Raw genomic sequence first — 24,192 nt, 5'->3', positions numbered from 1 at the left:
CCGACGATGGTGGTGTTCGGGCCGACGTTGATCTGGGTGTGTCGGGTCTGGTTGGTCACCGACCGCACCCGGGCCGCCTCCAGCGGTCCGCTCGGCGCCACCCGACCCCACACCGCCGGGTCGTACGCGGCAAGGTACGCGTCCAGCGAGTACCCGGGGTCGGCCAGGTCGGTGCAGTCGAGCAGCCGGCCGTCGGCGCCCTCGAACCCGTCGATGGTGCCCTTGACGTACACGATCTTGGGCGTGGCGTCGGTGACGTTGGTGGCGTTGTCGCCGCCGAGCGCGGCGACCAACTCGGCGCGGGTGGTGGCCACGTGGACCCGGTCGGCCGCCGCGGCGGAGCCTCCGGTGGTGCCCGGCCCGGCGGCGGCCCAGCCATCGCCGGCCGGCAGGGTGTGCCGACCGAGCTGGCGGGCCAACGGTGACAGTGCGACCGCGCCACCCTCGCCGGTCGGCGGGTTCGCCGCCGCCGGGGCCGGGGCGGCGGTCAGGGTGAGAGTGATCAATGCCGCGCCGGCGGCGAGTCTGCGCATCGGGGTCGTCCGTTCCCTCGTCGTTGTTTCGTATTGATGACGAAGGTTACGGTTATTGTTTTATCGGGGTCAATATAAGTGATGTGCAGATTTGTTGCAGTAATTGCTTTCGGTCGGCATCGTCCCGACCTGTCCTGGTCGGGAAACCGCTGGTCATCGCAGTGACCTCGGTCCTGGATGGACCGGCTGTGTTGCAGTCTGTTGCGGCGCCTCCTATTCCGTCCTCGCTGTATCGGCCCGCCACGGCGAAACCGGTGCCGCCATGGGGGCCTGCCATGGCGGCACCGCCCAGCCCACCCCGGACTCCGACGGCAGTGCGCCCCGCTCGGCGGCCCGGCGCAGCACCTCGTTGACGCCCCGGATGCGCAGCACCCGCTGCGGCCCCTCGCCGACGGCGTCGACCAACCCGTCGCCGAGCAGCGTCGGCTCGGGCGCCGCCCGCAGGGCGGTGAGGACGGCGGTGAACGGCGCGGTCCGGGCCAGTGGCGCGATCAGCGGCAGCCGCGGATCGGCCCGGTGGGCAAGCAGGTTCTCCAACAGTCCCCGCCGGCCGGGCACCTCGCGGGGCGCGTCGTCGCTGGGCAGCAGCAGCCGGTCGGTCGGGTACTCCAGCACGGCCCGCCCGGCGCTGCCGGTGACGATCACCTCCCCGGCGGCGAAGTCCTCCCCGGCGAGGGTCACCGCGGCCACGATCGGCGGGCCGTGGCGCGGGCGTACCCGCAGCACGGCGGTGTCGTCGACCTCGATCGGCCGGACCCGGTACCGCTCCACCTCGATGCTGGCGGGCTCCACCGGCCCGCCCCCGGCCGCCTCGGCGACCGCCAGGCACTGCATCACCGCGTGCGCGAGCGGGTTGGCCAGGGCGCCGTCGAGCACCGGCCGGCCGTCAAGGAAACGCCGCCCGGCCCACGGGGCGCGGGCGTAGTAGGCGTCCGGACGCTGCCAGGCGGCGACCGTGGCGATGCCGCTGACCGTACCCAGCCGGCCCGCCGCCACCGCGTCGGTCAGCGCGGTCAGCGCCGCCGAGCCGAGCGCCTGAAAACCGACCTGCGCGACCCGGCCGGTGGTGGCCAGCGCCCCAGCCAGCTCCTGGTGCTCGGCGGTGGACAGCACCGGTGGCTTCTCCAGCAGCAGGTCGGCACCGGCGGTCACCGCGTCCCGGGCGATCGGCAGGTGGGTGTGCGGCGGGGTGCAGATCACCACCACGTCCGGCGCCACCTCGGCGAGCATCGCCCGGTGGTCGGTGAAGAGCCGGGTGTCGGTCGGCACCGGCGCCGCCGGCTCCTCCTCCAGCGGCCGGGTGTCGACCAGGGCGACCAGTCGTACCCGTCCCGCGTCGTGCAGCGCGCCGATCACCCGCCGGTGCCACCGCCCGTGCCCGTTCGCCCCGACCAGCGCCACCCGGGCCGCTGGCGCCACGGCCGCCAGGCGATCGCCGCCCGCTGCGCGCGCCGCGTTAATAGGGGGCCCTTCCTCTACACCAGGCGTTAAGAAGGGGCCCTTCCTTTCACTCATGCCGCGCCGGCCAGGGTGGTGGGCACGCCGTGGCGGTGCAGGGCGGTGAGCCAGGCGGCGACGTCCGCGCGGACCTCGTGGTCGGCGGCCACCTCGGGTGGGACGACCTCGTCGAGGGCGAACACCGCGTCCACCGCTCCGGTCGGGGTCTGCGGTGCGGCGGCCAGGGCCGCGCGGATCCGCTCGGCCAGGGGGTCGTCCAGCGGCAGCGGCCGGCCGTCGTCGGCGGTGCCCTGGGCGAACCGGATCCAGGCGGCCACCACCAGCGTGGCCCAACGCGCGGACCGGCCTGCGGCGCGCAGGTCGGCGATGGTGTGCAGGATCCGCTGCGGCAGCTTCTGCGAACCGTCCATCGCCACCTGCAACGTGCGGTGCCGGATCGCCGGGTTGCCGAAGCGGGCCAGCACCTGGTCGCCGTAGTCGACCACGTCGACGCCCTCGGGCGGGGTGAAGCTGGCCGCCACGTCGTCGGCGATCAGCCGGCGCAGCACGGTGGCCAGGTGCGGCAGGGCGAGGGCGTCCGCGATCGTCTCGCAGCCGGCCAGCGCGCCGAGGTACGCGGTGGCCGAGTGCACGCCGTTGAGGGCGCGCAGCTTCAGCCGCTCCCACGGCCCGGCGTCGGCACAGAGCACCGCCCCGGCCCGGTCCCAGGCGGGCCGGCCGCCCGGGAAGTCGTCCTCGATCACCCAGTGGGCGTACGGCTCGGCGGCCACCGCCGCCAGGTCCTCGACGCCGAGCGCCCGGCGGGCCGCGGCCAGGGTCTCCGGGGTGCTGGCCGGGACGATCCGGTCCACCATGGTGCCCGGGAAGCCGACCTGCGTACCGACCCAGTCGATCGCCGGCGTCGGCGCGCCCGCGTACACCAGCGCCTGGGTGACCAGGCCACGCAGCCGGCGGCCGTTGGCGGGCAGGTTGTCGCAGCTGACCAGGGCGATCGGCCCGGCGTCGGCGGCGGCCCGGGCCAGCAGGCCGCGGACCAGCAGCCCCGGCACGGTGGCCGGTGGCCGGTCGGTGGTCAGGTCGGCGACCAGCGCCGGATCCGGACGCAATGTGCCGGCGGCCGGGTCGAGCTGGTACGCCTTCTCGGTCACGGTCAGCGTGACCACCCGGATCGCCGGGTCGGCCAGCAGCGCCACCACCGCCCGTGGGTCGGCGGCGGCCAGCCGCACCTCGGCCAGCGCCCCGATCACCCGGGTGTGCTGGTCGGCAGCGGACAGCGTGCTCACGCTGAACAGGTTGTCCTGCGCGGCCAGGGTCCGCACCAGCTCGGCGTTGCGCGGGGCGACCCCGACGATGCCCCAGTCGCCGCCGGCCAGGCCGATCGCCTGCTCGGTGTAGACCGCCTGGTGGGCCCGGTGGAACGCGCCGAGCCCCAGGTGGAGCACGCCGGCGGCGACGGTGCCCGGGCGCACCAGCGGTCGGGCCTCGGCCGGCAGTCGGCGCAGCGCGCCCAGGTCGAGCCGGGACGCGCCCACGGTCACCGCCATGCCGGACCGTCCGGGAAGCGGTACGTGGCGATCGACTCGGGGCGCATGGTGGCGCTGTAGCCGGGTGCGGTCGGCAGCAGGTAACGCCCGCCGCGGGTACGCACCGGGTCGACGAAGTGTTCGTGCAGGTGGTCGACGTACTCCACCATCCGGCCGGTCAGGCTGGTGCCCACCCGCAGGAAGTCGAAGACCGCCAGGTGCTGCACGTACTCGCAGAGCCCGACGCCACCGGCGTGCGGGCAGACCGGCACCCCGAACTTCGCGGCCAGCAGCAGCTCGGCGAGGACCTCGTCGACCCCGCCGACCCGGCAGGCGTCGATCTGCATCACGCCGATCGCCTCGGCCTGCAACAGCTGCTTGAAAATGACCTTGTTGGCGGCCACCTCGCCGGTGGCCACCCGGCACCGGCCGCCGGTCAGCTCGGTGACCGCGCGGGCGATCCGGGCGTGGCCGAGCACGTCGTCGGCGTGCGTCGGCTCCTCGATCCAGTACGGGTCGACCTCGGCGAGGGCGGTCATGTTGCTGATCGCCTCGTCGACGTCCCACACCTGGTTGGCGTCCATCATCAGCAGCGCGTCCGGGCCGATCTCGTCCCGGATGATCCGGGCCCGGCGCAGGTCGTCGGCGGTCGGGCCGCCGACCTTCATCTTCATCGCCCGCCACCCGTCGGTGTACGCGGCCCGGGTCAGCGCCCGGACCTTGTCGTCGGGGTAGCCGAGCCATCCCACCGATGTGGTGTACGAGGGGAAGCCGTCGCGCTCCAGCAGGGCGAGCCGGTCGGCGAGGCCGTCGCGTCCCTTGTCCAGGATGGCGGCGGCCTCGTCGGCGGTGAGCGCGTCGGTGATGTGCCGGAAGTCCACGCTGGCGACGAGTTCGTCGGTGGGCAACTCGGCCAGGTAGCGCCACATCGGCTTGCCGGCCAGCTTGGCCCGCAGGTCCCACACCGCGTTGACCAGCGCGCCGGTGGCCATGTGGATGACCCCCTTCTCGGGGCCCAGCCAGCGCAGCTGCACGTCGGCGACGAGGGAGCGCCAGAAGGCCACCGGCTCGGCGGCGATCTCGTCGACCGTACGGCCCACCAGATGGTGTTGCAGGGCGCGTACGGCGGCGCAGGTGATTTCGTTGCCCCGGCCGTTGGTGAAGGTGAACCCGGCGCCGGTCGGCCCGCCGTCGGTGCTCAGCTCCACGTAGGTGGCCGAGTAGTCGCCCCGGTTGATCGCGTCGGAGCCGTCGCCGCTGGCGGCGGTGGGGAACCGTACGTCGTGCACGGTGACGTCGGTGATGGTGGTCATGAGATCCCCCCGAACTTGAAGACCTGCTTCGGCAGCCGGTACGCCAGGTCGACCACGGTCTCGGCGGCCTCGTCCATGGGCAGCCGGTGCTCGGCGACCAGCCGGGCCAGGAAGCCGGCGTCGATGCGACGCGCCACGTCGTGGCGGACCGGGATGGAGCAGAACGCCCGGGTGTCGTCGACGAACCCGGCGGTGTTGTAGAAGCCGGCGGTCTCGGTGACCGTCTCCCGGAACCGGCGCAGCACCTCGGGGGAGTCCAGGAACCACCAGGGCGCGCCGAGCAGCAGGGCGGCGTACCCACCGGCCAGCGGCGCCAGCTCCCGGGTGAAGGTGTCCTCGTCGAGGGTGTAGAGCACCACCCGCAGCCGCGGGTCGTTGCCGTACGCGTCCAGCAGCGGGGCGAGGGCGTGCACGTACTCGGTGACCTGCGGGACGTCGCCGCCGACGTCGCGGCCGTGCCGGGCGTGCAGCCACCGGTTGTGGTTACGCACCGCGCCGGGGTGCAACTGCATGACCAGCCCGTCGTCGAGCGACATCCGGGCGAACTCCAGCAGCATGTGGGCCCGGAACGCCTCCGCGTCGCCCGGCTCGGCCCGGCCCCGGCGGGCCCGGTCGAACAGCGTCGCCGCGTCCGCGCCGAGGTCCAGCGTGCGGGCGGTGGGGTGGCCGTGGTCGGAGGAGGTGGCCCCGGCGGCGATGAAGGTGGCCCGCCGCGAGCGCAGGGCGGCCAGGTAGCCGGCGTACGTGCCGGTGTCCGCACCGGCGATCTCGCCGAGCCGGTCGACGTTGGCCGACCACCCGTCGAACTCCAGGTCCACCACGTTGTCCGGGCGGAACGTGGTGACCACCCGCCCGCCGGGGCCGCCCCAGCCGTCGGCGGCGAGCTTGGCGTGCCGGCCCAGGTCGTCCAGCGGCGACTCGGTGGTGGCGAGCACCTCGATGTTGAACCGCTCGAACAGCGCCCGGGGCCGGAAGTCGGGCTCGGCGAGCTTGGCGGCCAGCGCGTCGTACACCTCGTCGGCGGTCTGCGGCGACAGTCGGGTGTCGACGCCGAACACCTCGGTGAAGGTCTGCTCCAGCCACAGCCGAGAGGGGGTGCCCCGGAACAGATGCCAGCGCTCGGCGAAGCGCCGCCAGATCCGCCGCCCGTCGGTCTCCACCGGGCTGCCGTCGAGGCTCGGCACGCCCAGCTCGGCCGGGGCGACACCCTGGCTGAGCAGCATCCGGGTCACGTAGTGGTCGGGCACGATGAGCAGCCGGGACGGGTCGGGGAACGGCTGGTCCTCGGCCAGCAGCGCCGGGTCGACGTGCCCGTGCGGGGAGATGATGGGCAGCTGCGCCACCAGCGCGTACAGCTCCCGGGCCAGGGCGCGTTGGCCCGGCTCGGCGGGGAGGAGCAGATCGGGTCGGGTCGAGGTGGGCACGGGGTGCGGCTCCTGTGGTCGAGGTCAGTCGAGGGTGAGCAGGTCGGCGACCCGGACGGGGGTGCCGGTGTCGAAGGACCGGTTGGCGGCCAGGCCGGTGAGCAGGGCCAGCGCGCCGTCGCGGGCGCTCGCCGCCCGGCGCAACGGATCGGGTACGCCGCCGAACAGCACCCGGGTCATCCGGGCGTCTGCGCCACCGTGGCCGTGCCGGGTGTACCCGTCGACCTCGATCCGCCGCGGCGGGGACCAGAACGGGCGCAGGGTCAGCGTGGCCGCACCACCCTCGGCGGCGGCCTGGTCGCCGTGCAGGGCGGCGCCCTTGAGCGCGCCGGCTGCGGCGGGGCTGACGAAATCGCTCTCGGTGACCTCCAGTTCGAGGCGGCCCCGGCTGCCGTTGACCATCACCCGGTAGCCCTCCCACGGCGCGTACGCGGTGAGGTGGTAGGTCATGGTCGCGCCGGTGGAGTAGGTGGCCAGCACCGCCATGTCGTCTTCGATGCTCACGCCGGGGGCGAAGACGTTCTGGTCGCGGTGGTAGCCGTCCTCGGCCTCGGCGTCGAGGTACAGCTCGCGCAGCCGGGGGTGCTCGGCCAGGCGCAGCGCGAACGGGTCGTCGTCGGCGGCGGGGGAGGCGTGCGCCCGGTCGTAGTCGCGGGCGTAGCCGTGCCGGCGGCCGGCCTCGCCGTAGAAGAACAGCCGGCCGGCGGCGTACACCTGCACCGGTGTGGCGTCCAGCCACCAGTTGACCAGGTCGAAGTGGTGGCTGGCCTTGTGCACCATCAGCCCGCCGGAGGCGGCCTTGTCGCGGTGCCAGCGGCGGAAGTAGTCGGCGCCGTGGCGTACGTCGAGCAGCCACTCGAAGTGCACCGAGCCGATCTCGCCGACCGCTCCGTCGGCGAGCAGCCGCCGGACCTGCTCGTGCAGCGGGTTGTAGCGGTAGTTGAAGGCCACCGTCACCCGGCGGCCGGTACGCCGTACCGCGTCGAGGATGCGCTGGCAACGCGGCGCGTCGGTGGTCATCGGCTTCTCGGTGACCACGTCGCAGCCGGCCTCCAGCGCGGCCACCACGTACTCGTCGTGGGTGACGTCCACCGAGGTCACCAGGACGACGTCGACCCGCTCCTTGGCCAGCATCGCGGTGAAGTCGCCGGCGTGGTACGTGGGCACGGGTGGGTGGCCCAGCTCGCCGAGCCACCGGTTGTGGGCGTCCATCCGGGCCTGGTTGACGTCGGCGAACGCGACCAGTTCGGCGGTGTCGGCGTGGTCGCGGACCAGCGCCCGGACGAACATCTCGGCGCGGGCGCCGGTGCCGACCACGGCGTGCCGGGCCCGCCTGCCGGGTTGCGGTGACACAGACCGATCCTCCTCGATCTTTGTGCAAACCTTTGCAGTGAAGTAACCACGGTCGATGGTTTGGCGTCAACGGGGCGCCGCTAATCGGTGGCTTATGCACCGATTGATGGGTGTTAGAGCGCCTGATGGGAGCGTCTCCGCAACACAGCTGTAATCATTCACCGTTGACACTGGAGCAACCGTTTGCATTAATTGGCGGCACCGTGACCGCCGACACATCGACGAAGGGGGCCTGAATGCCAGTCACCATCCGGGACGTCGCACGGGCCTCCGGGGTGCACATCTCCACCGTCTCCCGCACCTTCTCCGCGCCCCACCTGGTCAACCCGGAGACCCGGGTACGGGTGCTGGCCTGCGCCGAGGATCTGGGCTACCGCCCCAACCGGGCCGCCCGCGCGCTGATCACGGGCCGTACGCACAACATCGGGCTGATCATCGCCGACATCGCCAACCCGTTCTTCCCGCCGCTGATCAAGGCGGCCGAGAGCCAGGCCCGGCACCGCGACTACCACGTCTTCGTGGCCGACACCAACGAGGACGCCGCCGCGGAGGAGGAACTGGTCCACGCCCTGGCCAAGCAGGTCGACGGGGTGCTGCTGTGCAGCCCGCGGATGAGCAACAGCCTGATCGAGCAGCTCAGCCGGGAGGTCCCGCTGGTGGTGGTCAACCGCCAGCTGGCCGGCCTGCCGTGCGTCCTGATGGACGTCGGGCAGGGTGCCCGCGCCGCCATCGAGCACCTGGTCGGGCTGGGTCACCGGGAGATCGCCCTGCTCGGCGGCCCGCGCGGCTCCTGGACCAGCCGGGAACTCCGCCGGGCCGCCAGCGCGGCGGCCCGGGCCGCCGGGGCCGACCTGACCGTGCTCGGCCCCAACCCGCCCACCGAGAGCGGGGGCCTGGCCCAGGCGGAGCAGGTCCGCCGGGCCGGCGTCACCGCCGTGCTCGCCTACAACGACCTGATGGCGATCGGCCTCCTCGAGGGGCTCGACGCACTCGGGGTCCGGGTGCCGCAGGAGGTCAGTGTCGTCGGCGTCGACGACATCAGCCTGAGCCGGCTCACCCGACCCAAGCTGACGACGGTGGCCACACCCACCGCGGCCGCCGGCCGGACGGCCGTCGACATGCTGCTGCAACAGGACACCGAACTCCCGCGTACCGGGCGGGGGAGCGGTGCCGCCGTGGCCGTCGGCGTCCGTCGTACCACCGCACAGGTAATGCTCCAGACCGAGTTGGTCATCCGCGACTCCACCGGGCCGGGTCCCTACGCCGGCCGGGAACGTCCCGGTGCCACTGCCGCAGGCCCGGGCCCGCATCGCCGTGCGGACCCGGGCGGCCCGACCGTGGCCGCCGGTGACGTCGTCGCCTCCTAACGCCAAGGAGTGAGCGCACATGCACCCCGCAACGCACCCCACCAGCGCGCCCGACGGGCGCTCCTACCGTACCCCCCGGCTGCGCCGCCGGTTGCTGCGCGGCCTGCTGGCCGCGGTCGTCGCCCTGCCGCTGGTCGGCGCGGCCGCCGCCTGCGGCGACGACGCCGGATCCGACGGCAAGACCAAGATCTCCATCTTCTGGTGGGGCGGTGAGGCTCGGGCCCAGCTCACCGAGCAGGCCCTGGACCTCTACACCAAGAAGAACCCCGATGTCACGTTCGAGAAGACCTGGCAGGCCAACCAGGGCTACTTCGACAAGCTGGCCACCCTCACCGCCGGTGGCAACCCGCCGGACCTCTTCCAGATCGACGACAACTTCCTCGCCGAGTACGCCGCCCGCAACACCACCCTCGACCTCGCCTCGTACCAGGAGTCGGGCAAGCTCGACACCACCAAGTTCCCGCCGAGCCTGCTCCAGTACGGCGTGGTCGACGGCAAGCTCGCCGGCCTGGCCGCCGGGGAGAACACCCAGGGCCTGGTCTACAACAAGACCCTGCTGACCAAGAACGGGCTGCCCGAGCCGACCACCGGGATGAGCTGGGAGGAGCACATCGCCTGGGCCGAGCAGGTGGCCAAGAAGACCAAGGTGCCCGGCACCCAGGACCCCAGCGCCGACTACAAGGCGTTCTGGGTCTGGCTGCGCCAGCAGGGCAAGGACCTCTACTCCGGCAGCGAACTCGGCTTCACCGCCGAGGATGTGACCAAGTGGTTCGAGCTGTGGAAGGGCGCGCGGGACCGGGGCGCCACCCCGACCCCCGACGTCATCCACGAGGGCAACGCCACCGACATCACCAAGCAGTTGGTGGTGACCGGCAAGTCGGCCACCTCCTGGGTCTGGGTCAACCAGATGCCGGAACTGAAGAAGAACACCGCCGACGAGCTGGGGGTCATCGCCTACCCCGGTGACCCGAGCGCCCAGTGGGCCCGCGCGTCGATGTACTGGTCGGTCTTCCGGGGCAGCAAGAACGCCGAGATCGCGGTCGACGTGATCAACTTCCTGACCAACGACCCGGAGGCGGTCAAGCTGCTCGGCACCGACCGCGGCCTGCCGTCCAACCTGGACCTGCGCCGGGTGGTCAGCGACGACACCACCGACGCGGCGATGAAGCAGTCCATCGCCGTGGAGACCGAGTTGGCCGAGAAGTTCGGCGAGTCGCCCCAGGTGCCGATCAAGGGCCACAGCAAGGTTCGTGCCGAGCTGATCAAGGCCGCCGAGAACGCCCAGTACGGCCGGGCCACCCCCGCCGAGGCCGCGGCGCAGCTCGTCGCGGCCTGCCAGGCAGCGATCGCATCCTGACCCCGCCGCAGTACCCGGAGAGGAGCAGTTCGTGGCCCTGACCACGGCGCCCGACCCGACCCGCCGCGGCAGTGGATCCGTCCGGCCCCCCGCCACCCGGCGCGGGACCGGACGGATCCGGCACGGGGAAGGTCTGGCCGGCTACGTCTTCCTGTCGCCCTGGCTCATCGGGCTGATGGCCATCACGGCGATGCCCATGCTGTTGTCGCTGTACCTCAGCTTCACCAACTACGACATCCTTACCCCGTGGTCCGAGGTGGAGTGGGTCGGGCTGGCCAACTACGAACGGATGTTCACCAGTGATCCGTCGTGGTGGCACTCGGTACGGGTCACGCTCAGCTTCGCCCTGATCGCCGTACCGCTGAAACTCGCCGCGGCGCTCGGGGTGGCCCTGCTGCTCAACCGGGCCTGGCGCGGGGTCGGGCTGTTCCGCGGCCTGTTCTACCTGCCGTCGCTGCTCGGCGGCAGCGTCGCGCTGGCCATCGTCTGGGTGAACATGTTCAACCGGGAGGGGGCGTTCAACTCGTTCCTCGCCCTGTTCGGCATCGAGGGCAAGCCCTGGGTCAACGACCCCGACTGGGCGCTGGAGACGCTGATGGTGCTGGCCATCTGGCAGTTCGGCGCGCCGATGGTGATCTTCCTGGCCGGGCTCAAGCAGGTACCGACGGAGCTGTACGAGGCCGCCGCGGTGGACGGAGCCGGTAAGTTCCGGCAGTTCGTCAACGTGACCCTGCCGATGCTCTCCCCGGTGATCTTCTTCAACCTGGTGCTGGAGACCATCAACGGCTTCCAGGGCTTCACCGCCGCGTTCGTGCTCAGCAACGGCACCGGCGGGCCGGTCGACTCGACCCTGATGTACACGCTCAACCTCTACATCACCGGCTTCACCGACCTGGAGATGGGCTACGCCTCCGCGATGGCCTGGGTGTTCCTGATCGCCATCGCGATCATCACGGTCATCTTCTTCAGCACCGGCCGGTTCTGGGTGCACTACTCCGACGGGGAGGACCGCTGATGGTGGCGAGCACCGTGGCCCCGCCCGTGACGGCCCGCCCGCAACGCCCGCGCAGTCGCTCCTGGCTGCGGCTGATCGTGCTGCTGGCCATCGTCGCGGTCGTGCTCTACCCGCTGATCTGGATGATCGGCACCTCCGTGAAGTCGCAGGAGGAGATCGTCAACAACATCGGCCTGTTGCCGCGGCAGTTCACCCCGGGCAACTACACCGACGGCTGGACCAACTTCGACGTCAGCTTCGGCCGGTTCTTCCTGAACAGCGCCACCGTCAGCCTGCTCACCGTGGTCGGCAACGCGGTGAGCTGCCTGCTGGCCGCGTACGCCTTCGCCCGGCTGAAGTTCCGGCTGCGCGGGATGTGGTTCGCCGTCATGATCGGCACCCTGCTGCTGCCCGGGCACGTGCTGATCGTGCCGCAGTACATCCTCTTCCGCAGCCTCGGCCTGGTCGGCGGCGACTGGCCGTACCTGCCGCTGCTGATCCCGCAGTTCCTCGCCACCGAGGCGTTCTTCGTCTTCCTCATGGTGCAGTTCATGCGCGGCATCCCGCGCGAACTGGACGAGGCGGCCCGGATCGACGGCGCCAACGCGTTCGGCATCTTCCGGCACGTCATCCTGCCGCTGAGCCGGCCGGCGCTGGTCACCACGGCGATCTTCTCGTTCATCTGGACCTGGAACGACTTCTTCCGGCAACTGGTCTTCCTGTCCAGCCTGAGCGACTACACCGTCCCGGTGGCGCTGACCCTGTTCATCGACTCGACCAGCCAGAGCGCGGTCGGCCCGATGTTCGCCATGTCGGTGCTCTCCCTGCTACCGGTCTTCCTGTTCTTCGTCGCCTTCCAACGGATGCTCGTCGAGGGGATCAACACCAGTGGACTCAAGGGCTGACCAGCGTCGCGACTGGCGCGACACGGTCCGCGACGGCGCCGACCTGGCACTGCTGGGCATCCTGACCGTGCTCGCCGCCGTGCCGGTGCTGACCGCCGGCGCCGCGGTCGGCACCGCCAGCGCGGCGGTGCACGACTGGCTCAACACCGGCAGCTGGCCGACGGCGCGGCGCACGCTGTCCCGGTTCGGCCGCGGCCTGCTGCCCGGCCTGCCGGCGACCCTGCTCGGGCTCGCCGCCATCGGCCTGCTCGCCGTCGACCTGGCCGCACTGGCCGACGGTCGGGTGCCGGGCGGTGCGGCGGCGCTGAGCCTCACCACCGCCGTCGCGGCGGCCCTGCTCGGCTACGCCGCCTCGGTGGTCGTCGAGGTCGGCCGGGCCGGCGGCACCAGATGGCGGGCGGCGGCCGTCCGAGGCGCCCGTGCCTGCCTCGACCACCCCGCGCACTGGGCTGCCCTGGCCGGCACCGCCACGGTCGCCGCGCTGCTCGGCGTCCTGGTCACGCCGGTCGCGGTGCCGATCCTCGCCGGGTACGCCCTGGCCGCCGTGCACGCGGTCGCCCGCCACCGGCCGGTCACCCGCGCGGAGCTGTGGTGACCGCCCCCGCCGGCAGCGGCGCGCCAGCCGGCGCGCCGTCCGCGGGCCGGCAGGGCGGCGACGACCGCGACCCGCACCTGCTGGTCGGCGGTACGCCGGTGGCCCGGTACGTGCTCGCCCCCGACCTCGACGGCAAGCACGGACCCCGGCCGTACCTGCACCCGGTGCGCACCCTGGCCGGCACCCCGGTCACCGACGCGCTCCCCGCCGACCACGTCTGGCACCTCGGGGCCTCGCTGGCCGTGCAGGACGTCAGCGGCACCAACCTCTGGGGCGGCCGGACCTACGTCCGCGACCTCGGCTACACCTGGCGCGCCGACCACGGCCAGATCGTGCACACCGGGTGGGAACACCGCGCGGCCGACCGGCTCGACCACCACCTCGAATGGCGCGACCCGACCGGCGGCGTCCTGCTCACCGAGCGACGCTCCCTCGCCGCCTCGGCGGTGCCCGGGCACCCCGGCGCCTGGCGGCTCGACCTCACCAACACCCTCACCGCACCCACCGGGCGGGACGTCACGCTGGGCAGCCCGGCCACCAACGGCCGCCCCGGCGGCGCCGGCTACGGCGGATTCTTCTGGCGGGCGGTGGCGGCCGAACCCCCCGAGGTGTTCACCGCCGAGCTGGACGGCGAGGAGAGGGTCAACGGGTGCGCGCAACCGTGGCTGGCGCTGCGCGGACACGGGCCGGACGGTGGGGCGTACACCCTGGTCTTCAGTGGTCTCGGCCCGGACGACCGGTGGTTCGTGCGGACCACCATGTACCCCGGGGTGTGCGTGGCCTTCGCCTTCGACCGGCCCGCGAGAATCCCCGCCGGCACCCACCGGCCCGGGCGCTTCCGGGTGGTCGTCGCCGACGGCACGCTCGATCGGGCCACCGCCGCCGCCCTGGCGGAGCCGCATTCGTGACCGCCGAGGACACGCCGCCGGCCGAGGTGGCGACCATCGGCGAATCGCTGGTGGTGCTCAGCCCGGGCCGGTCGGTGTCGCTGTCGGAGGCGGAGCTTCTCGACGTCGCCGTCGGTGGCGCGGAATCCAACGTGGCCGTCGCGCTCGCCGGCCTCGGCCACCGGGCCCGCTGGGTCAGCCGGGTCGGCGACGACCCGTTCGGCCGGATGGTCCTGGGGCGGATCGGCGCCGCCGGAGTCGCGGTCGACCTGGTGCAGGTCGACCCGAGGGCCCGCACCGGCGTGTACGCCAAAGACCCCGGCCCCGACGGCACCCGGGTGCACTACTACCGGGCCGGCTCGGCCGCGTCCCGGATGGACCCCTCGATGGTCGACGACCCGCGGCTGGCCGGGGCGCGGGTGCTGCACCTGTCCGGGATCACCCCCGCGCTGTCCCGGACCTGCCACGCCCTGGTCGAGCACGCCCTGGTCGACCGTCCGGTGCCGGGGGCGCTGGTCAGCTTCGACGTGAACCACCGGCCGGCACTGTGGCCGACCCGCCGGGCCGCCCCCGTGCTGCGCCGGCTCGCCGACCGGGCCGATGTCGTCCTCGTCGGTCAGGACGAGGCGTACGCCCTGTGGGGCACCTCCGACGCGGCGGCGGTGCGCCGGCTGCTGCCCGGCCCACAATGGGTCGTGGTCAAGGACGGCGCGGTGGCAGCCACCGCCGTCCCGCGCGGCGGGCCGGCCGCCGTCGTACCGGCGCTGCGGGTGCCCGTGGTGGAACCGGTCGGTGCCGGCGACGCCTTCGCCGCCGGCTTCCTCTCCGGGCTGCTGCGCGGCCTCGACCCGGTCGCCGGGCTGCGACTGGGCCATCTGCTCGCGGCGCGGACCCTGGCCGTCGCCGCCGACACCGCACCACCGGCCGACCGGGCGCAGCTCGATGCCCTGGCCGAGCTGCCCGAGGCCCAGTGGGCGCGCCTCGCCCCGGTCGCCGCCGGCATCCTGCCCGCCCTCGACCGCTGCGGCGACGGACCAGTTGACCCCGCCGGGGTGAGCGTTCCCGGCAGACAAGGAGTGGCCTCGTGACCTCGCACGACCTGGCGGCGGTGCTCGGTGGCGCGCGGGTGATGGTGATCCTGCGCGACCTGCCGGTACCGGAGACGGTGCGGCTGGCCAACCGGGCCTGGGACCTGGGCATCGACGTGGTCGAGGTGCCGGTGCGTACGCCCGAGGCGGTCGACGCGCTGCGCGCCACGGTGGACGCTGCCCGGCAGCGGGACCGGATCGTCGGCGCGGGCACCGTCTTCACCGCCGAGCAGGTCCGCCGGGCCGCCGAGGCCGGGGCCGCGTTCACCGTCGCACCGGGCCTGGACCTGGCGATCGCCGACGCGGCGGCCGACCAGGGCCTGCCCCACCTGCCCGGCGTGGCCACCCCCAGCGAGGCGCAGCGCGCCCGAGACCACGGCCTGCGCTGGCTCAAGGCGTTCCCGGCCACCAGCCTCGGTCCGCCGTGGTTCAAGGCGATGGCCGGGCCGTTCCCGGAGCTGCGGTTCGTCGCCACCGGCGGCATCGACGCGCACAACGCGGCCGGATTCCTGGCCGCCGGGGTACGGGTGGTCGCGGTCGGATCGGCCCTGACCGACCCGACCCAACTGGCCCTGCTCGCCCAACTGGCCACCGGCCGGCAGGAATAGCTGGCCGAACTGCCGATGCTGGCGGCTCGTACCGGCCGCGCGTCATGCCTTTCCGCTGCGGACGCGCCAGGACAGGGCGGCCAGCCAGCTTGAGATGATCAATGCCCCGGCAGCGAAGCGCAGGCTCGCGCTCTCCTCGCTCCATGGCAGCGCCGTAAGGATGAACGCGGCGACGCTGTTGGCGCAGCTGTAGGCTGCCCACCCGCGATGCCCCTGACCGGCAGACCGCCGGGCGAATACGAAGCCGGCCGCGATCAGAGACAGGAACGCCATGGCACCGCAGACCGTGTGCAGGGCGCTGTTCAAACTCAGCTGTTCGGGTAGCCCTGCGGGAGCGCCGGGCGGCCAGCCAAGTGCAGGGTCCGGGGTGAAGATCCCACCACCGATCATCCCGATGCCGTAGACGCCGATCAGGATCGGGCCCGCCGTGTCTGCGCGGCCGGGCCGCAGCGCCTGCCGAAGTGCGATGGCGAACGCGCCAGCCAGCAGACCCGTGACCACGAAATTCGTGACCTGCAGCCAGCCCAGGCCACCCAGGGTGAGAGCACTCAGTGCGTGCTGGCGGAGATCGAACCCGGAGCGGGTGAATGCCTGCGCGAACGAGACGCCGATGAAGACGACACCCGCGATCGCACCACAGTTGATCGCGCGCGTGATACGGGGACGGTGGGTGGACGTCGTCTCCAGGTGGGCGGACGCCGGGACGGTCATCACATCGTTCCTCTCATTCGGCTCGGGTCGAGGCGGTTGCCGTACCGAATGACTACGAACGGGGCGCGCCCGGATGGACATCCTCGCGGTCTCAGCTGTCAGCCGCGTCGGACATCTCGACCGCGTCCAGCCTGCGGCGCAGGTGGACTTGTTCGGGCTCGGCGCCGGCCAGGGCGAGCGCCTCCCGGTACGCTGCCGCAGCCTCGGAGAACCGACCGAGCCGGCGTAGCAGGTCCGCCCGCGCCGCCGGGTACGGATGGTAGGTGCGTAGCAGTGGCTCGCCGGACAGTTCGTCGAGCAGCGCCAGGCCGGCCTCTGGTCCGTCGCGCATCGCCACCGCCACGGCCCGGTTCAGCGCGACCACCGGAGAAGGCGCGAGAGCGATCAGCACGTCGTAGAGCGCCACGATCTGTGGCCAGTCGGTGGTCGCGACGTCCGCTGCTTCGTCGTGGAGGGCGGCGATCGCGGCCTGTACCCCGTACTGTCCTGGCGGACCGCCGGTCAGCGCGGCGAGCACCAGGCCCCGTCCCTCCTCGATCATCGGACGGTCCCAGCGGCCACGGTCCTGGTCATCCAGCAGCACGACCTCGCCGCCGGGGCCGGTCCGGGCAGCCCGTCGCGCATGGATCAACAGCATCTGCGCCAGCAGTCCGGCTACCTCGCGCTCGGCGGGCAGCAGCCGGCGTAGCACCCGCGCCAGCCGGATGGCCTCCTCGGCCAGGTCGAGCCGCTGGAGTTCCGGGCCCGAGCTGGCCACATAGCCCTCCGTGAAAACCGAATAGACGACCTGGAGCACTCCCGGTAACCGTTCAGGCAGCTCGTCGGCGCTCGGCACCCGGAACGGGATACGAGCCTCGCGGATCTTCTTCTTCGCCCGCACGATCCGCTTGGCCATCGTCGCGTGCGGAACGAGAAAGGCCCGCGCGACCTGGTGCGTCGTCAAGCCCGCGAGGCAGCGCAGGGTCAGCGCCACCCGGTCCTCGGCGGCAAGGGCCGGGTGGGCGCAGGTGAAGAACAACTGCAACCGCTCGTCCGGCAGGTCGCTGTCGGTGTCCGACGGCGGGGCGGGATCGGCGCGGTCCGCCTCCACCTGCAGAACGGCAAGCCGGGCGGCATAGACCTGATCCCGGCGCAGCCGGTCGACAGCCTTGCGCCGGGCCGTCGTCATCAGCCACGCCCCCGGCCGGGGTGGAACGCCGTCGACCGGCCAGCGCACCAGGGCCGCCTCGATCGCGTCGGAGGCAACCTCCTCGGCCAGGTCGAGATCACCGAAGCGGCCGACGAGGGCGGCGAGGAGCCGCCCACGTTCCTCGCGGAACACGGCGTCCACCACGGCCCAGACTCCCGCCGGCCCGCCGGCCGCCCTCTCGGCCACCGATCAGACCTCGAACTCGGCAATCGGCCGCACCACCACCGACCCGCCGCCGCGGGCACCGGGGCAGCGGGCGGCCCAGTCGAGCGCCACATCGAGATTCGGCACGTCGATGACGTAGTAGCCGCCAAGAATCTCCCGCGCCTCCGCGAACGGCCCATCCGTGATGATCCGCTCACCCGCCGGACCGACTCGCACCGTCGTCGCGGTGGTCAGATCCGCCAACGAATGCCCGGAGACCCAGATCCCCGCATCCTTCACCGCCTTGTCGTAGCTCACCCATGCCTCGAAAAGGTCGTCATCGGCCCCCTCGGCCGTATCCGTCGCATCGTCGAGATCGGTGGCTGCCGCGCTGTGGATCAGCAACATGTACTTCACGATGGCTCTCCCAGGTGTCCAGGTATGGCGAGTCTTGTCTTGATGGCTGCCTTGCCCCACCGCATTACTACGAACGGGCCCCGGCCAGATGGACACCACCGCGGATCTTTCTCGACGCGCACTCCGCGGCGTCAGGTGGCCTATCTGCCGGCCGCACCACCCCTCTTGGGGTCGATCGGCTTCGCGCCGACTCGGGGCGCGAGCGACTTCGGGGCGACCGGTGCGGCCGGGGCCTTCGAAGCGGTCTGCCTGCCCGCGGCGGGTCCGCCGTTCGTGGGCGGTGGCGGGTACTTGCGCAGCACCCAGGTTTGCTGACCGAGGGAGAAGAGGTTGGTGGTCACCCAGTAGATGATCACGCCGATCGGGAAGATCAAGCCCGAGATGAGCAGCGAGAACGGGATGCCGTACAGCATCAGGCGCTGCACCATCTTCTGCTGCGGGTCCTCGGCCCACCCGCTCCGCAGGATCATCTGACGGCTGGTCAGGAACGTCGTGGCGATCATCGCGACGATCAGGATCGCGGCAACGATCTTGACGGTGAGGCCGTCGGCGCCGAGCAGGGACAGCTCGTCCGCCGTCGACCTGAAGCTGGCCGCGATGGGTGCGCCGAACAGCTTCGCGGACGACGCGCTGTCGAACTGGGTGACCGACCAGCCGTACAGCGTCTTCAGGGGTTCCGGCATGGTCGGCTTGAGGTGCCGCAACACGTGGAACAGGCCCAGGAAGACCGGGATCTGCACCAGCATCGGCAGGCAGCCCATCAACGGGTTGGCCTTCTCGGTCCGGTAGAGCTCGACGAGCTCCTTCTGCATGGTCTCCCGGTCGTCCTTGTGCTTCTCCTGGAGCTCCTTGACCCTCGGCTGCAACGCCTGCATCGCCCGCTGCGACTTGATCTGCTTGACGAAGACGGGGAACAGGACACCCCGGACGGTGAGCACCAGGAAGACGATGCCGAGCACCCACGACCAGCTGGTCCCGAGGGCGGTCGCGTCGCCGAACAGCATGTCCCAGGCGGCATGCCAGAACAGCAGGATTGCGGAGATGGCCCCGTAGATCACCGCCATCAGCGGGCTGAAGAGCGTACTCATCGCACCACTCCGGTGGTGAGCGGAGACCGGACGGCGGGCACGCCGACGAACGAATTGGACATGGAAACCCCTCGAAGTTGCGACCTACGACTGGAATGAACCGAAAACAGTCACCAAGCGGTCGCCGACGAGCGGCAGGGGAACGAGCGAGAGAGCAGGCTCAGGCGACCGCGAGGGTCGCGGTGGGGGCCCTGGGGCGGGCGCGGCCGGCTGCATCAGGATCACGATGGCGAGGTATGCCGGTCCGCCCGGAGCGCTCGCGCAGTATCCGGCGGGTGATCCGCAGGTCGGGATCGGCGCCTACCCGCTGGAGCAGGATCGAGGCGGAGAGCACGACGGCCAGCAGGGCGGCGGTGGCCGCAGCCGTGCCGGAGAGCATGCTGGACGCACCGACGTCGGCCAACACACCGACGAGGTACCAGAGCACGCCCAGACCGACCACAGCACAACCATAGCCGGCAGGTGCACCTAGTGGTGGGGGTCGGGCTCGGCGCGGAGGGCGGCGGTGGCGCGGATGGCCTTGACGATCGCCGGGATCGAGCCGATCAGGAGCACCACGGCCCAGATGATCGCGATGATCGCGAAGACGAGTGCGCCGAGGTCGTCGAGGATGCTCACCACGATCACCGGCAGCAGGTGGTGCAGGAACTCCAGCACCACCGTGCAGAGCAGGCTGGTCAGGATCAGCAGTACCAGGCCCTTGTTCTGGAGGAACTTGGGCTGGGCCAGGAGCAGCAGCCCGGCCCAGGCGAGCTTGAGCAGCAGCACCAGGCCGAGCAGCACGGCGGCATCGCCGACCGGGAAGAAACCCCAGAGCGCCAGGTACGCCAGCGTGCCGAACGGCGGGGCCAGGAACAGCGAGACCATGATCATCAGCTCGATGAAGGCGACGATCAGTGCAACGAACGCCACGATGATCAGGATGATCGAGAAGATCAGGGTGGCCACGCCCTGCACCCGCCCCTGGATCCGCTCGGGCAGCACCAGGCCCAGACAGAACAGCCCGGTCGTCCAGAGCGCCACCGCGTCGATCAGCGCCAGATAGCCGGTGCCCCGGCCGGACGGTTCGCTGACCCCGCTCACGTCGCCGACCTCCACCCCGAGGTCCCCGGCGCTGCCGACCAGCGCCGCGCCGGCGTCCCCGCCGCCCAGCAGCAGCCCGGCGCCGACCTCGACGCCGACCGCCAGCACCAGGGCGAGCATGGCCAGCAGCAGGAACGGCTTGCGTAACGCACCCATCCCGACCTCCCCGCCTCAGGACTCCGCGACCGTGACCAGGCAGCCGCCGGGGCAGCTCACCACCACCGTGGTGGCCCGGTCCACGGCGACGCGGGCCACCGCGCCGGTGCCGTCGGCGGCCGGGGTGACCGTGTCCTCGACGGTGAAGTCGGCGTCCCCGGGTGCCGGGGCCTCGACCGTGAACGCGTCCGGGCCACGCAGGATCAGGGTGCGCAGCCCGCCCGGATCGGCGACGCGCAGCGCGCAGCGCCCGGTGACGGCCAACTGTCCGGGCGCCTCGGCGCAGTCCGCGTCGACGGTGGCCGGGTCGACCACGCTGCGCCCGCCGCCGGCCCCGCCCAACAGGTCGACCAGCGCATACCGTCCCGCCGGATCCCCCCGGTCGTCGCGGCCCGCGCCCACCGCCACCGCGAACAACACCACCAGCAGTACGCCGAGAGCGGCCAGCAGCGCCTTCTGCTGCCCGCTCATCGTTTGTCGTCCGGCGGTACCTCGGTGAACCGGATGGTGTCGATGCCGGCGAAGTAGCGGTCGGTGCTCTGGGTCTTGCCGATCGCGACCAGGGTGAGTTGGTGCGGTCCGGCGTGGAGTGGCAGCCGAGCGACGTCGATCCAGTCGGTGATCTGCACCTTGGAGGTGTAGCCGATGAACGGGTCACCGACCTGCCGACCGTCGATCAGGAAGACGATGTTGGCGTAGTCGGGCGCGGTGGTCAGCACGGCGGAGAACTGCCAGTTCGCCTCGGTGGGCAGGTCCACCGTCACGGTGACCCGGTCGTTGATCGCCCGCCCGAGGAAGAACAGCTGGGCGTCCTGCGACCAGGTCACCTCGCAGCAGTTCTGCTGCACCAGCACGGTCGCGCCGGAACCGGCCGGCGAGTCGACCCGGGCCCCGGTCACCAGGGTCTCCGCCTCGATGGTCACCACCTGCGCCACCGGCGGCGGGTCGTCGCCCCGGGTCACCAGGAACACCACCACCGCCGAGACCACCAGCACCAGCGCCGCCGCCGCGGCGATCCACGGCCACGGCGTACGTTTCGGCGGCGCCACCGCCTGCACCTCGTAGGTGACCCGTCCGCTGGAGCGGGAGCTCTCCTCCGGCGCGGTGTTCGCCGAGTACGCGAACCCGGTCATGTCGTAGCGGCGCGGCGGGGTGCCCGGCGGCACGGCCAGGCGTACCAGGAAGGACACCGAGCCCTGCCCGGGCACCACCCGCTGCGGCTCGGTGACGGTGAACCACGACCGCTGCGTGCCCTCGCCGGGCGCCACGTCGAACACCACCGTGTCCGGCGCCAGGCCCGGGTTGGAGACGGTGAAGGTCAGCTCTCCGGCGTTGCGGGCGTCCAGGGTGAACTGTCCGGCGGCGGCGACGACGGTCCATTCGGTGGTCATGACGGCTCCTCGGGAGCGGATACGGGAGGGGTGGGGACAGGAGAGGGGGGCGGGACGCTGGCCCGGCCGACCGCACGGTCCGGCGGGGGGCCATCGAGAGTGATCTCGGCGGTGACGGCGGCCGGTTTCTCGGCCTCGACGATCCGACTCACCAGCGGCACCTGGTCGGCCGCGGCGGCGGGCACCCGGACCACCACGTGGAAGGGCCGGTCGGCCGGCTCGTCGAGGACGAAACCGGTGACCCCGGTGGCCAACTCCAGCGCGGTGCGCAGCCCGTACGGGGTGCCCCGCCAGGCCGCCAGCAGCGCGCCGTGCGCCACCAGGTCGCGCAGCCGGCTCAGCGGCAGCGGCAGCGGGGCGTCCCGCCGGGGCGCCGCGACCACGTGGTCCATCGCCACCCACCCGGCCAGGTACGCGACCATCCCGCCGGGCGCCCGGTACGGCGCGAACAGCGCGTCGACCTCGGCCAGCACCGCCTCGTCCGGGGCGTGCAGCGCCTCCATCACGTCCAGCAGCGCCCACAGCACGCTGCCTGGCACGCCTGCCCGCTGGTACGCCGCGGGCAGCAGCCGCTCAATGGCCGCTCGACGCATCCTGCCGCACCACCTCGATGTCGTGCTCGCCGGAGCAGAGCAGCCAGGTGTCCGGGACGGTGACCACGTCGGCGGTGGCCTGGTTGGCGCTGGCCGACCAGTCCACCGCGTCGGCGCTGCGGTGCACCCCGCGCTCGCCACCGGCCAGCACGAGCCGCTCCGGTCCGGCGGTGGCGGCGACCGCGTCCACCGGCACGAACCGGGTGCGGTCGCGCAGCGGCAGCCCGCAGTTGACCATCACCGGTGCCCACTGTGGCTGCGTCGCCAGGGTGTCCAGCCGCAGCACCCCGCCGCTCTGCGTGGCGGCCAGCGCCAGCGTGCCGCTGAACGCGAGGTCCCGACAGGTGCCGCCGATCCAGCCCGCCTGCACCGCCTGCCACTTCACGTCGGACTCGAACAGCCGGGCCCGGAAGCAGCCCTGCCCGGGCTTCTTCGGGTCCGGCTCGCCGGCGCCGCTCCAGAGCAGGGTGGCCGGGCCGTCGTACTGCACGGCGAGCACCCGGTTGTCGACGTTGGCCAGGCCGACGTGGGTGAAGGTGCCCGGGCGGCCGGCGTTGCCCGACAGGTACACCCCGAAGCCGGCCTGCGCCGCCACCGCCACCCCAGGCGCGCCGCGCTCGGAGACGAACGACCGCACCGCGTAGAAGCCCCGGTCGGCGTCGGCCGGGTCGACCAGGATCTGCAACGGCACCGCGCCGGGCAGCAGCGACACCTCGTACAGGCCGGTGTCGGTGGCGACCAGCAGCGCCCCGGCGCCGTCCCGGTCGATCCACGCCAGGTCGCTGATCCGCGAGTCCAGGTCGGCCAGCAACGACCAGGTCTCGCCCAGGTCGGTGCTCAGGTGCACCCGGGAGCCGCCGCTGGCCCGTACGGTCGCCACCGCCACCGAGCCGGGTCGGGGCACGATGCCCGGCCGGACCGGGGCGGGGGCGGGCGCCACCCGCTGCACGGCCTCCCCGTCGAAGCGTCCCGCCGGTTCCCAGCCGGCGCCGGCGTTGGTGGAGCGGAACAGCACCGGGCCGCTGCCGGCGTACCAGGTGCGCGGCTGGTACTGGTCGGCGGCGAGGGTCCGCACCTGGTTGTCCGGCGCCTCGTCGACCACGAACCGCACCGACTCGACGTAACGCACCCCCGGCTCGGCGTGCTCCAGCAGCCGGTAGACGTTGGAGGCGCGCAGCGGCTCGCCGAACGCCCAGCCGGCCGGGTTGAGCGCGGTGGGCAGCGGGCTCAGCGTCTGGTGCAGCCGGTCGTGGATGCGCCGGCGGACCGCGTCGACGTCCTCCTCCCGGCGGACCACCACCCGGGCCCGGATCGACACCGCCTTGTACCGCGCCCAGCTCGCCCGGCAGGTGGCGCCCAGCGAGCGGCGCCGCTCCAGGTCCGCCTCGACCCGCAACCGGGCCTCCTCCACCTCGTGCTCGCGCAGCACCGCCACCGGCAGTTGGCCGCCGGGCCGCGCGTCGGCCGGCACGTGCGGCACCAGCACCACCTCCACCTCGCCGGGGCGGGCGAAGCTGTACACGGCGGCCCGGGTGAACGCGCGGGCCCGGGTCACCCCGCCGGAGGCGGTGGCCAGCACCTCGAAGTCCCGGGCGGTCACCGCGCGCTGCTGGGCGAAGAAGGCGTACGGTCCGCGCAGCAGCACCGACTCCATCGCCTCCATCTCCCGGCCGCCGGCCGCCGGCAGCGGGTTGACCACCTTCACCCCGGGCAGCGGGTCACGCAGGCTGGTCAGGGTGCCCGCCGCCACGTTGCCGGCCGGCCCGCCACCGGCGCGGTACCAGAGCCGCACCTGCCGCCCGGCCGGCGGCACCGCCGCGACCGCGCCGTCCCCGAAGGACAGCGACCCGTCGGTCGGATCATCGCCGGGCGTCCGCAGATCCAGCGCCGGGGCGAAGGTCACCGTGCCCGAGCAGCGGTCCACCAGGTACGCCTTGTCCTGCGGGCCGAGGCCGGCGAAGCTGTCCACCGCCCGCCAGATCTCGAAGGTGCGTCCCTCGTGTTCCCGGGCCGCC

23 protein-coding genes and 1 pseudogene are annotated in these 24,192 nt (G+C 72.7%); 8 read left to right on the top strand and 16 right to left on the bottom strand.

Annotated elements, in window-relative coordinates; translation table 11 throughout:
- From AB0M52_RS09925 to AB0M52_RS09900, 6 genes and pseudogenes are all read right to left on the bottom strand, one after another.
- Positions 1 to 533: pseudogene (locus AB0M52_RS09925) on the bottom strand (pectate lyase); the annotation flags it as partial.
- A gap of 213 nt (positions 534 to 746) precedes the next feature.
- Entirely contained in the window at positions 747 to 1,961 is a 1,215-nt protein-coding gene (locus tag AB0M52_RS09920) for a Gfo/Idh/MocA family oxidoreductase (protein ID WP_363951328.1), read from the bottom strand.
- An 83-nt stretch (positions 1,962 to 2,044) separates the two neighbouring features.
- Positions 2,045 to 3,535, bottom strand: coding sequence for a mannitol dehydrogenase family protein (locus AB0M52_RS09915; protein ID WP_363951320.1), 1,491 nt, complete (start codon positions 3,533 to 3,535; stop codon positions 2,045 to 2,047).
- Positions 3,526 to 4,827, bottom strand: a complete 1,302-nt coding sequence (locus AB0M52_RS09910; protein WP_363951318.1) for an enolase C-terminal domain-like protein — start codon at positions 4,825 to 4,827, stop codon at positions 3,526 to 3,528. The genes AB0M52_RS09915 and AB0M52_RS09910 overlap by 10 nt, the downstream gene beginning before the upstream one ends.
- Positions 4,824 to 6,251, bottom strand: a complete 1,428-nt coding sequence (gene uxaC / locus AB0M52_RS09905) for a glucuronate isomerase (RefSeq protein WP_363951316.1) — start codon at positions 6,249 to 6,251, stop codon at positions 4,824 to 4,826. Before uxaC ends, AB0M52_RS09910 begins: the two co-directional genes overlap by 4 nt.
- A 24-nt stretch (positions 6,252 to 6,275) precedes the next feature.
- A complete protein-coding gene (locus AB0M52_RS09900; protein ID WP_363951314.1) occupies positions 6,276 to 7,604 on the bottom strand; it encodes a Gfo/Idh/MocA family oxidoreductase in 1,329 nt (442 codons plus the stop codon).
- A gap of 236 nt (positions 7,605 to 7,840) precedes the next feature.
- Between AB0M52_RS09900 and AB0M52_RS09895 the strand changes: the two genes are divergently transcribed.
- The 8 genes from AB0M52_RS09895 to AB0M52_RS09860 are packed head-to-tail and all read left to right on the top strand — an operon-like array spanning position 7,841 to position 15,405.
- Positions 7,841 to 8,971 (top strand): LacI family DNA-binding transcriptional regulator, encoded by a 1,131-nt coding sequence (locus tag AB0M52_RS09895; protein WP_363951312.1) that lies wholly within the window; start codon positions 7,841 to 7,843, stop codon positions 8,969 to 8,971.
- Between the two features lie 19 nt (positions 8,972 to 8,990).
- Positions 8,991 to 10,328 carry an extracellular solute-binding protein gene (locus AB0M52_RS09890; protein ID WP_363951310.1) on the top strand — a complete coding sequence of 446 codons (1,338 nt, stop codon included), beginning with the start codon at positions 8,991 to 8,993 and terminating at the stop codon, positions 10,326 to 10,328.
- Between the two features lie 31 nt (positions 10,329 to 10,359).
- Complete coding sequence (locus AB0M52_RS09885; protein WP_363951308.1) at positions 10,360 to 11,343, top strand: sugar ABC transporter permease; 984 nt, start codon at positions 10,360 to 10,362, stop codon at positions 11,341 to 11,343.
- The gene (locus tag AB0M52_RS09880) at positions 11,343 to 12,227 is read left to right on the top strand and encodes a carbohydrate ABC transporter permease (RefSeq protein ID WP_111214567.1); all 885 of its coding nucleotides are present in this window, start codon (positions 11,343 to 11,345) and stop codon (positions 12,225 to 12,227) included. The genes AB0M52_RS09885 and AB0M52_RS09880 overlap by 1 nt, the downstream gene beginning before the upstream one ends.
- Positions 12,211 to 12,822 (top strand): hypothetical protein, encoded by a 612-nt coding sequence (locus AB0M52_RS09875; protein WP_363951306.1) that lies wholly within the window; start codon positions 12,211 to 12,213, stop codon positions 12,820 to 12,822. Before AB0M52_RS09880 ends, AB0M52_RS09875 begins: the two co-directional genes overlap by 17 nt.
- The gene (locus AB0M52_RS09870) at positions 12,819 to 13,730 is read left to right on the top strand and encodes a PmoA family protein (RefSeq protein ID WP_363951304.1); all 912 of its coding nucleotides are present in this window, start codon (positions 12,819 to 12,821) and stop codon (positions 13,728 to 13,730) included. The genes AB0M52_RS09875 and AB0M52_RS09870 overlap by 4 nt, the downstream gene beginning before the upstream one ends.
- Positions 13,727 to 14,797, top strand: a complete 1,071-nt coding sequence (locus tag AB0M52_RS09865) for a sugar kinase (RefSeq protein WP_363951302.1) — start codon at positions 13,727 to 13,729, stop codon at positions 14,795 to 14,797. The genes AB0M52_RS09870 and AB0M52_RS09865 overlap by 4 nt, the downstream gene beginning before the upstream one ends.
- Positions 14,794 to 15,405: a bifunctional 4-hydroxy-2-oxoglutarate aldolase/2-dehydro-3-deoxy-phosphogluconate aldolase gene (locus AB0M52_RS09860; RefSeq protein ID WP_363951300.1), complete on the top strand. Its 612-nt coding sequence runs from the start codon at positions 14,794 to 14,796 to the stop codon at positions 15,403 to 15,405. Before AB0M52_RS09865 ends, AB0M52_RS09860 begins: the two co-directional genes overlap by 4 nt.
- 42 nt (positions 15,406 to 15,447) lie before the next feature.
- On the opposite strand, the gene AB0M52_RS09855 is transcribed toward AB0M52_RS09860, so the two are convergent.
- The 10 genes from AB0M52_RS09855 to AB0M52_RS09810 all read right to left on the bottom strand — a co-directional run.
- Positions 15,448 to 16,116: a DUF998 domain-containing protein gene (locus AB0M52_RS09855; protein ID WP_363951297.1), complete on the bottom strand. Its 669-nt coding sequence runs from the start codon at positions 16,114 to 16,116 to the stop codon at positions 15,448 to 15,450.
- 91 nt (positions 16,117 to 16,207) lie between these two features.
- A complete protein-coding gene (locus AB0M52_RS09850) occupies positions 16,208 to 17,446 on the bottom strand; it encodes an RNA polymerase sigma factor (protein WP_363951326.1) in 1,239 nt (412 codons plus the stop codon).
- A gap of 48 nt (positions 17,447 to 17,494) precedes the next feature.
- Positions 17,495 to 17,857, bottom strand: coding sequence for a YciI family protein (locus tag AB0M52_RS09845; protein WP_363951324.1), 363 nt, complete (start codon positions 17,855 to 17,857; stop codon positions 17,495 to 17,497).
- A gap of 149 nt (positions 17,858 to 18,006) precedes the next feature.
- On the bottom strand, positions 18,007 to 18,930 hold the full coding sequence (gene yidC, locus AB0M52_RS09840) for a membrane protein insertase YidC (RefSeq protein ID WP_363951322.1): 924 nt from the start codon (positions 18,928 to 18,930) through the stop codon (positions 18,007 to 18,009).
- Between the two features lie 184 nt (positions 18,931 to 19,114).
- Positions 19,115 to 19,396, bottom strand: a complete 282-nt coding sequence (locus AB0M52_RS09835; protein ID WP_363951295.1) for a DUF6412 domain-containing protein — start codon at positions 19,394 to 19,396, stop codon at positions 19,115 to 19,117.
- A gap of 26 nt (positions 19,397 to 19,422) precedes the next feature.
- Entirely contained in the window at positions 19,423 to 20,193 is a 771-nt protein-coding gene (locus AB0M52_RS09830) for a hypothetical protein (RefSeq protein WP_363951293.1), read from the bottom strand.
- Positions 20,194 to 20,208: 15 nt separating this feature from the next.
- Positions 20,209 to 20,664 carry a hypothetical protein gene (locus AB0M52_RS09825; protein WP_363951290.1) on the bottom strand — a complete coding sequence of 152 codons (456 nt, stop codon included), beginning with the start codon at positions 20,662 to 20,664 and terminating at the stop codon, positions 20,209 to 20,211.
- A complete protein-coding gene (locus tag AB0M52_RS09820; RefSeq protein WP_363951288.1) occupies positions 20,661 to 21,584 on the bottom strand; it encodes a hypothetical protein in 924 nt (307 codons plus the stop codon). The genes AB0M52_RS09825 and AB0M52_RS09820 overlap by 4 nt, the downstream gene beginning before the upstream one ends.
- Positions 21,581 to 22,177 (bottom strand): phage tail protein, encoded by a 597-nt coding sequence (locus AB0M52_RS09815; protein WP_363951285.1) that lies wholly within the window; start codon positions 22,175 to 22,177, stop codon positions 21,581 to 21,583. Before AB0M52_RS09815 ends, AB0M52_RS09820 begins: the two co-directional genes overlap by 4 nt.
- Positions 22,158 to 24,192, bottom strand: a 2,035-nt coding sequence (locus tag AB0M52_RS09810) for a putative baseplate assembly protein (protein ID WP_363951283.1), incomplete at its 5' end; no start/stop codon positions are given. The genes AB0M52_RS09810 and AB0M52_RS09815, both read right to left, overlap by 20 nt.

This window comes from Micromonospora sp. NPDC051296 (genome assembly GCF_040682255.1).
GTDB lineage: Bacteria > Actinomycetota > Actinomycetes > Mycobacteriales > Micromonosporaceae > Micromonospora > Micromonospora craterilacus.
This window is presented reverse-complemented; position numbering and strand designations above follow the sequence as displayed.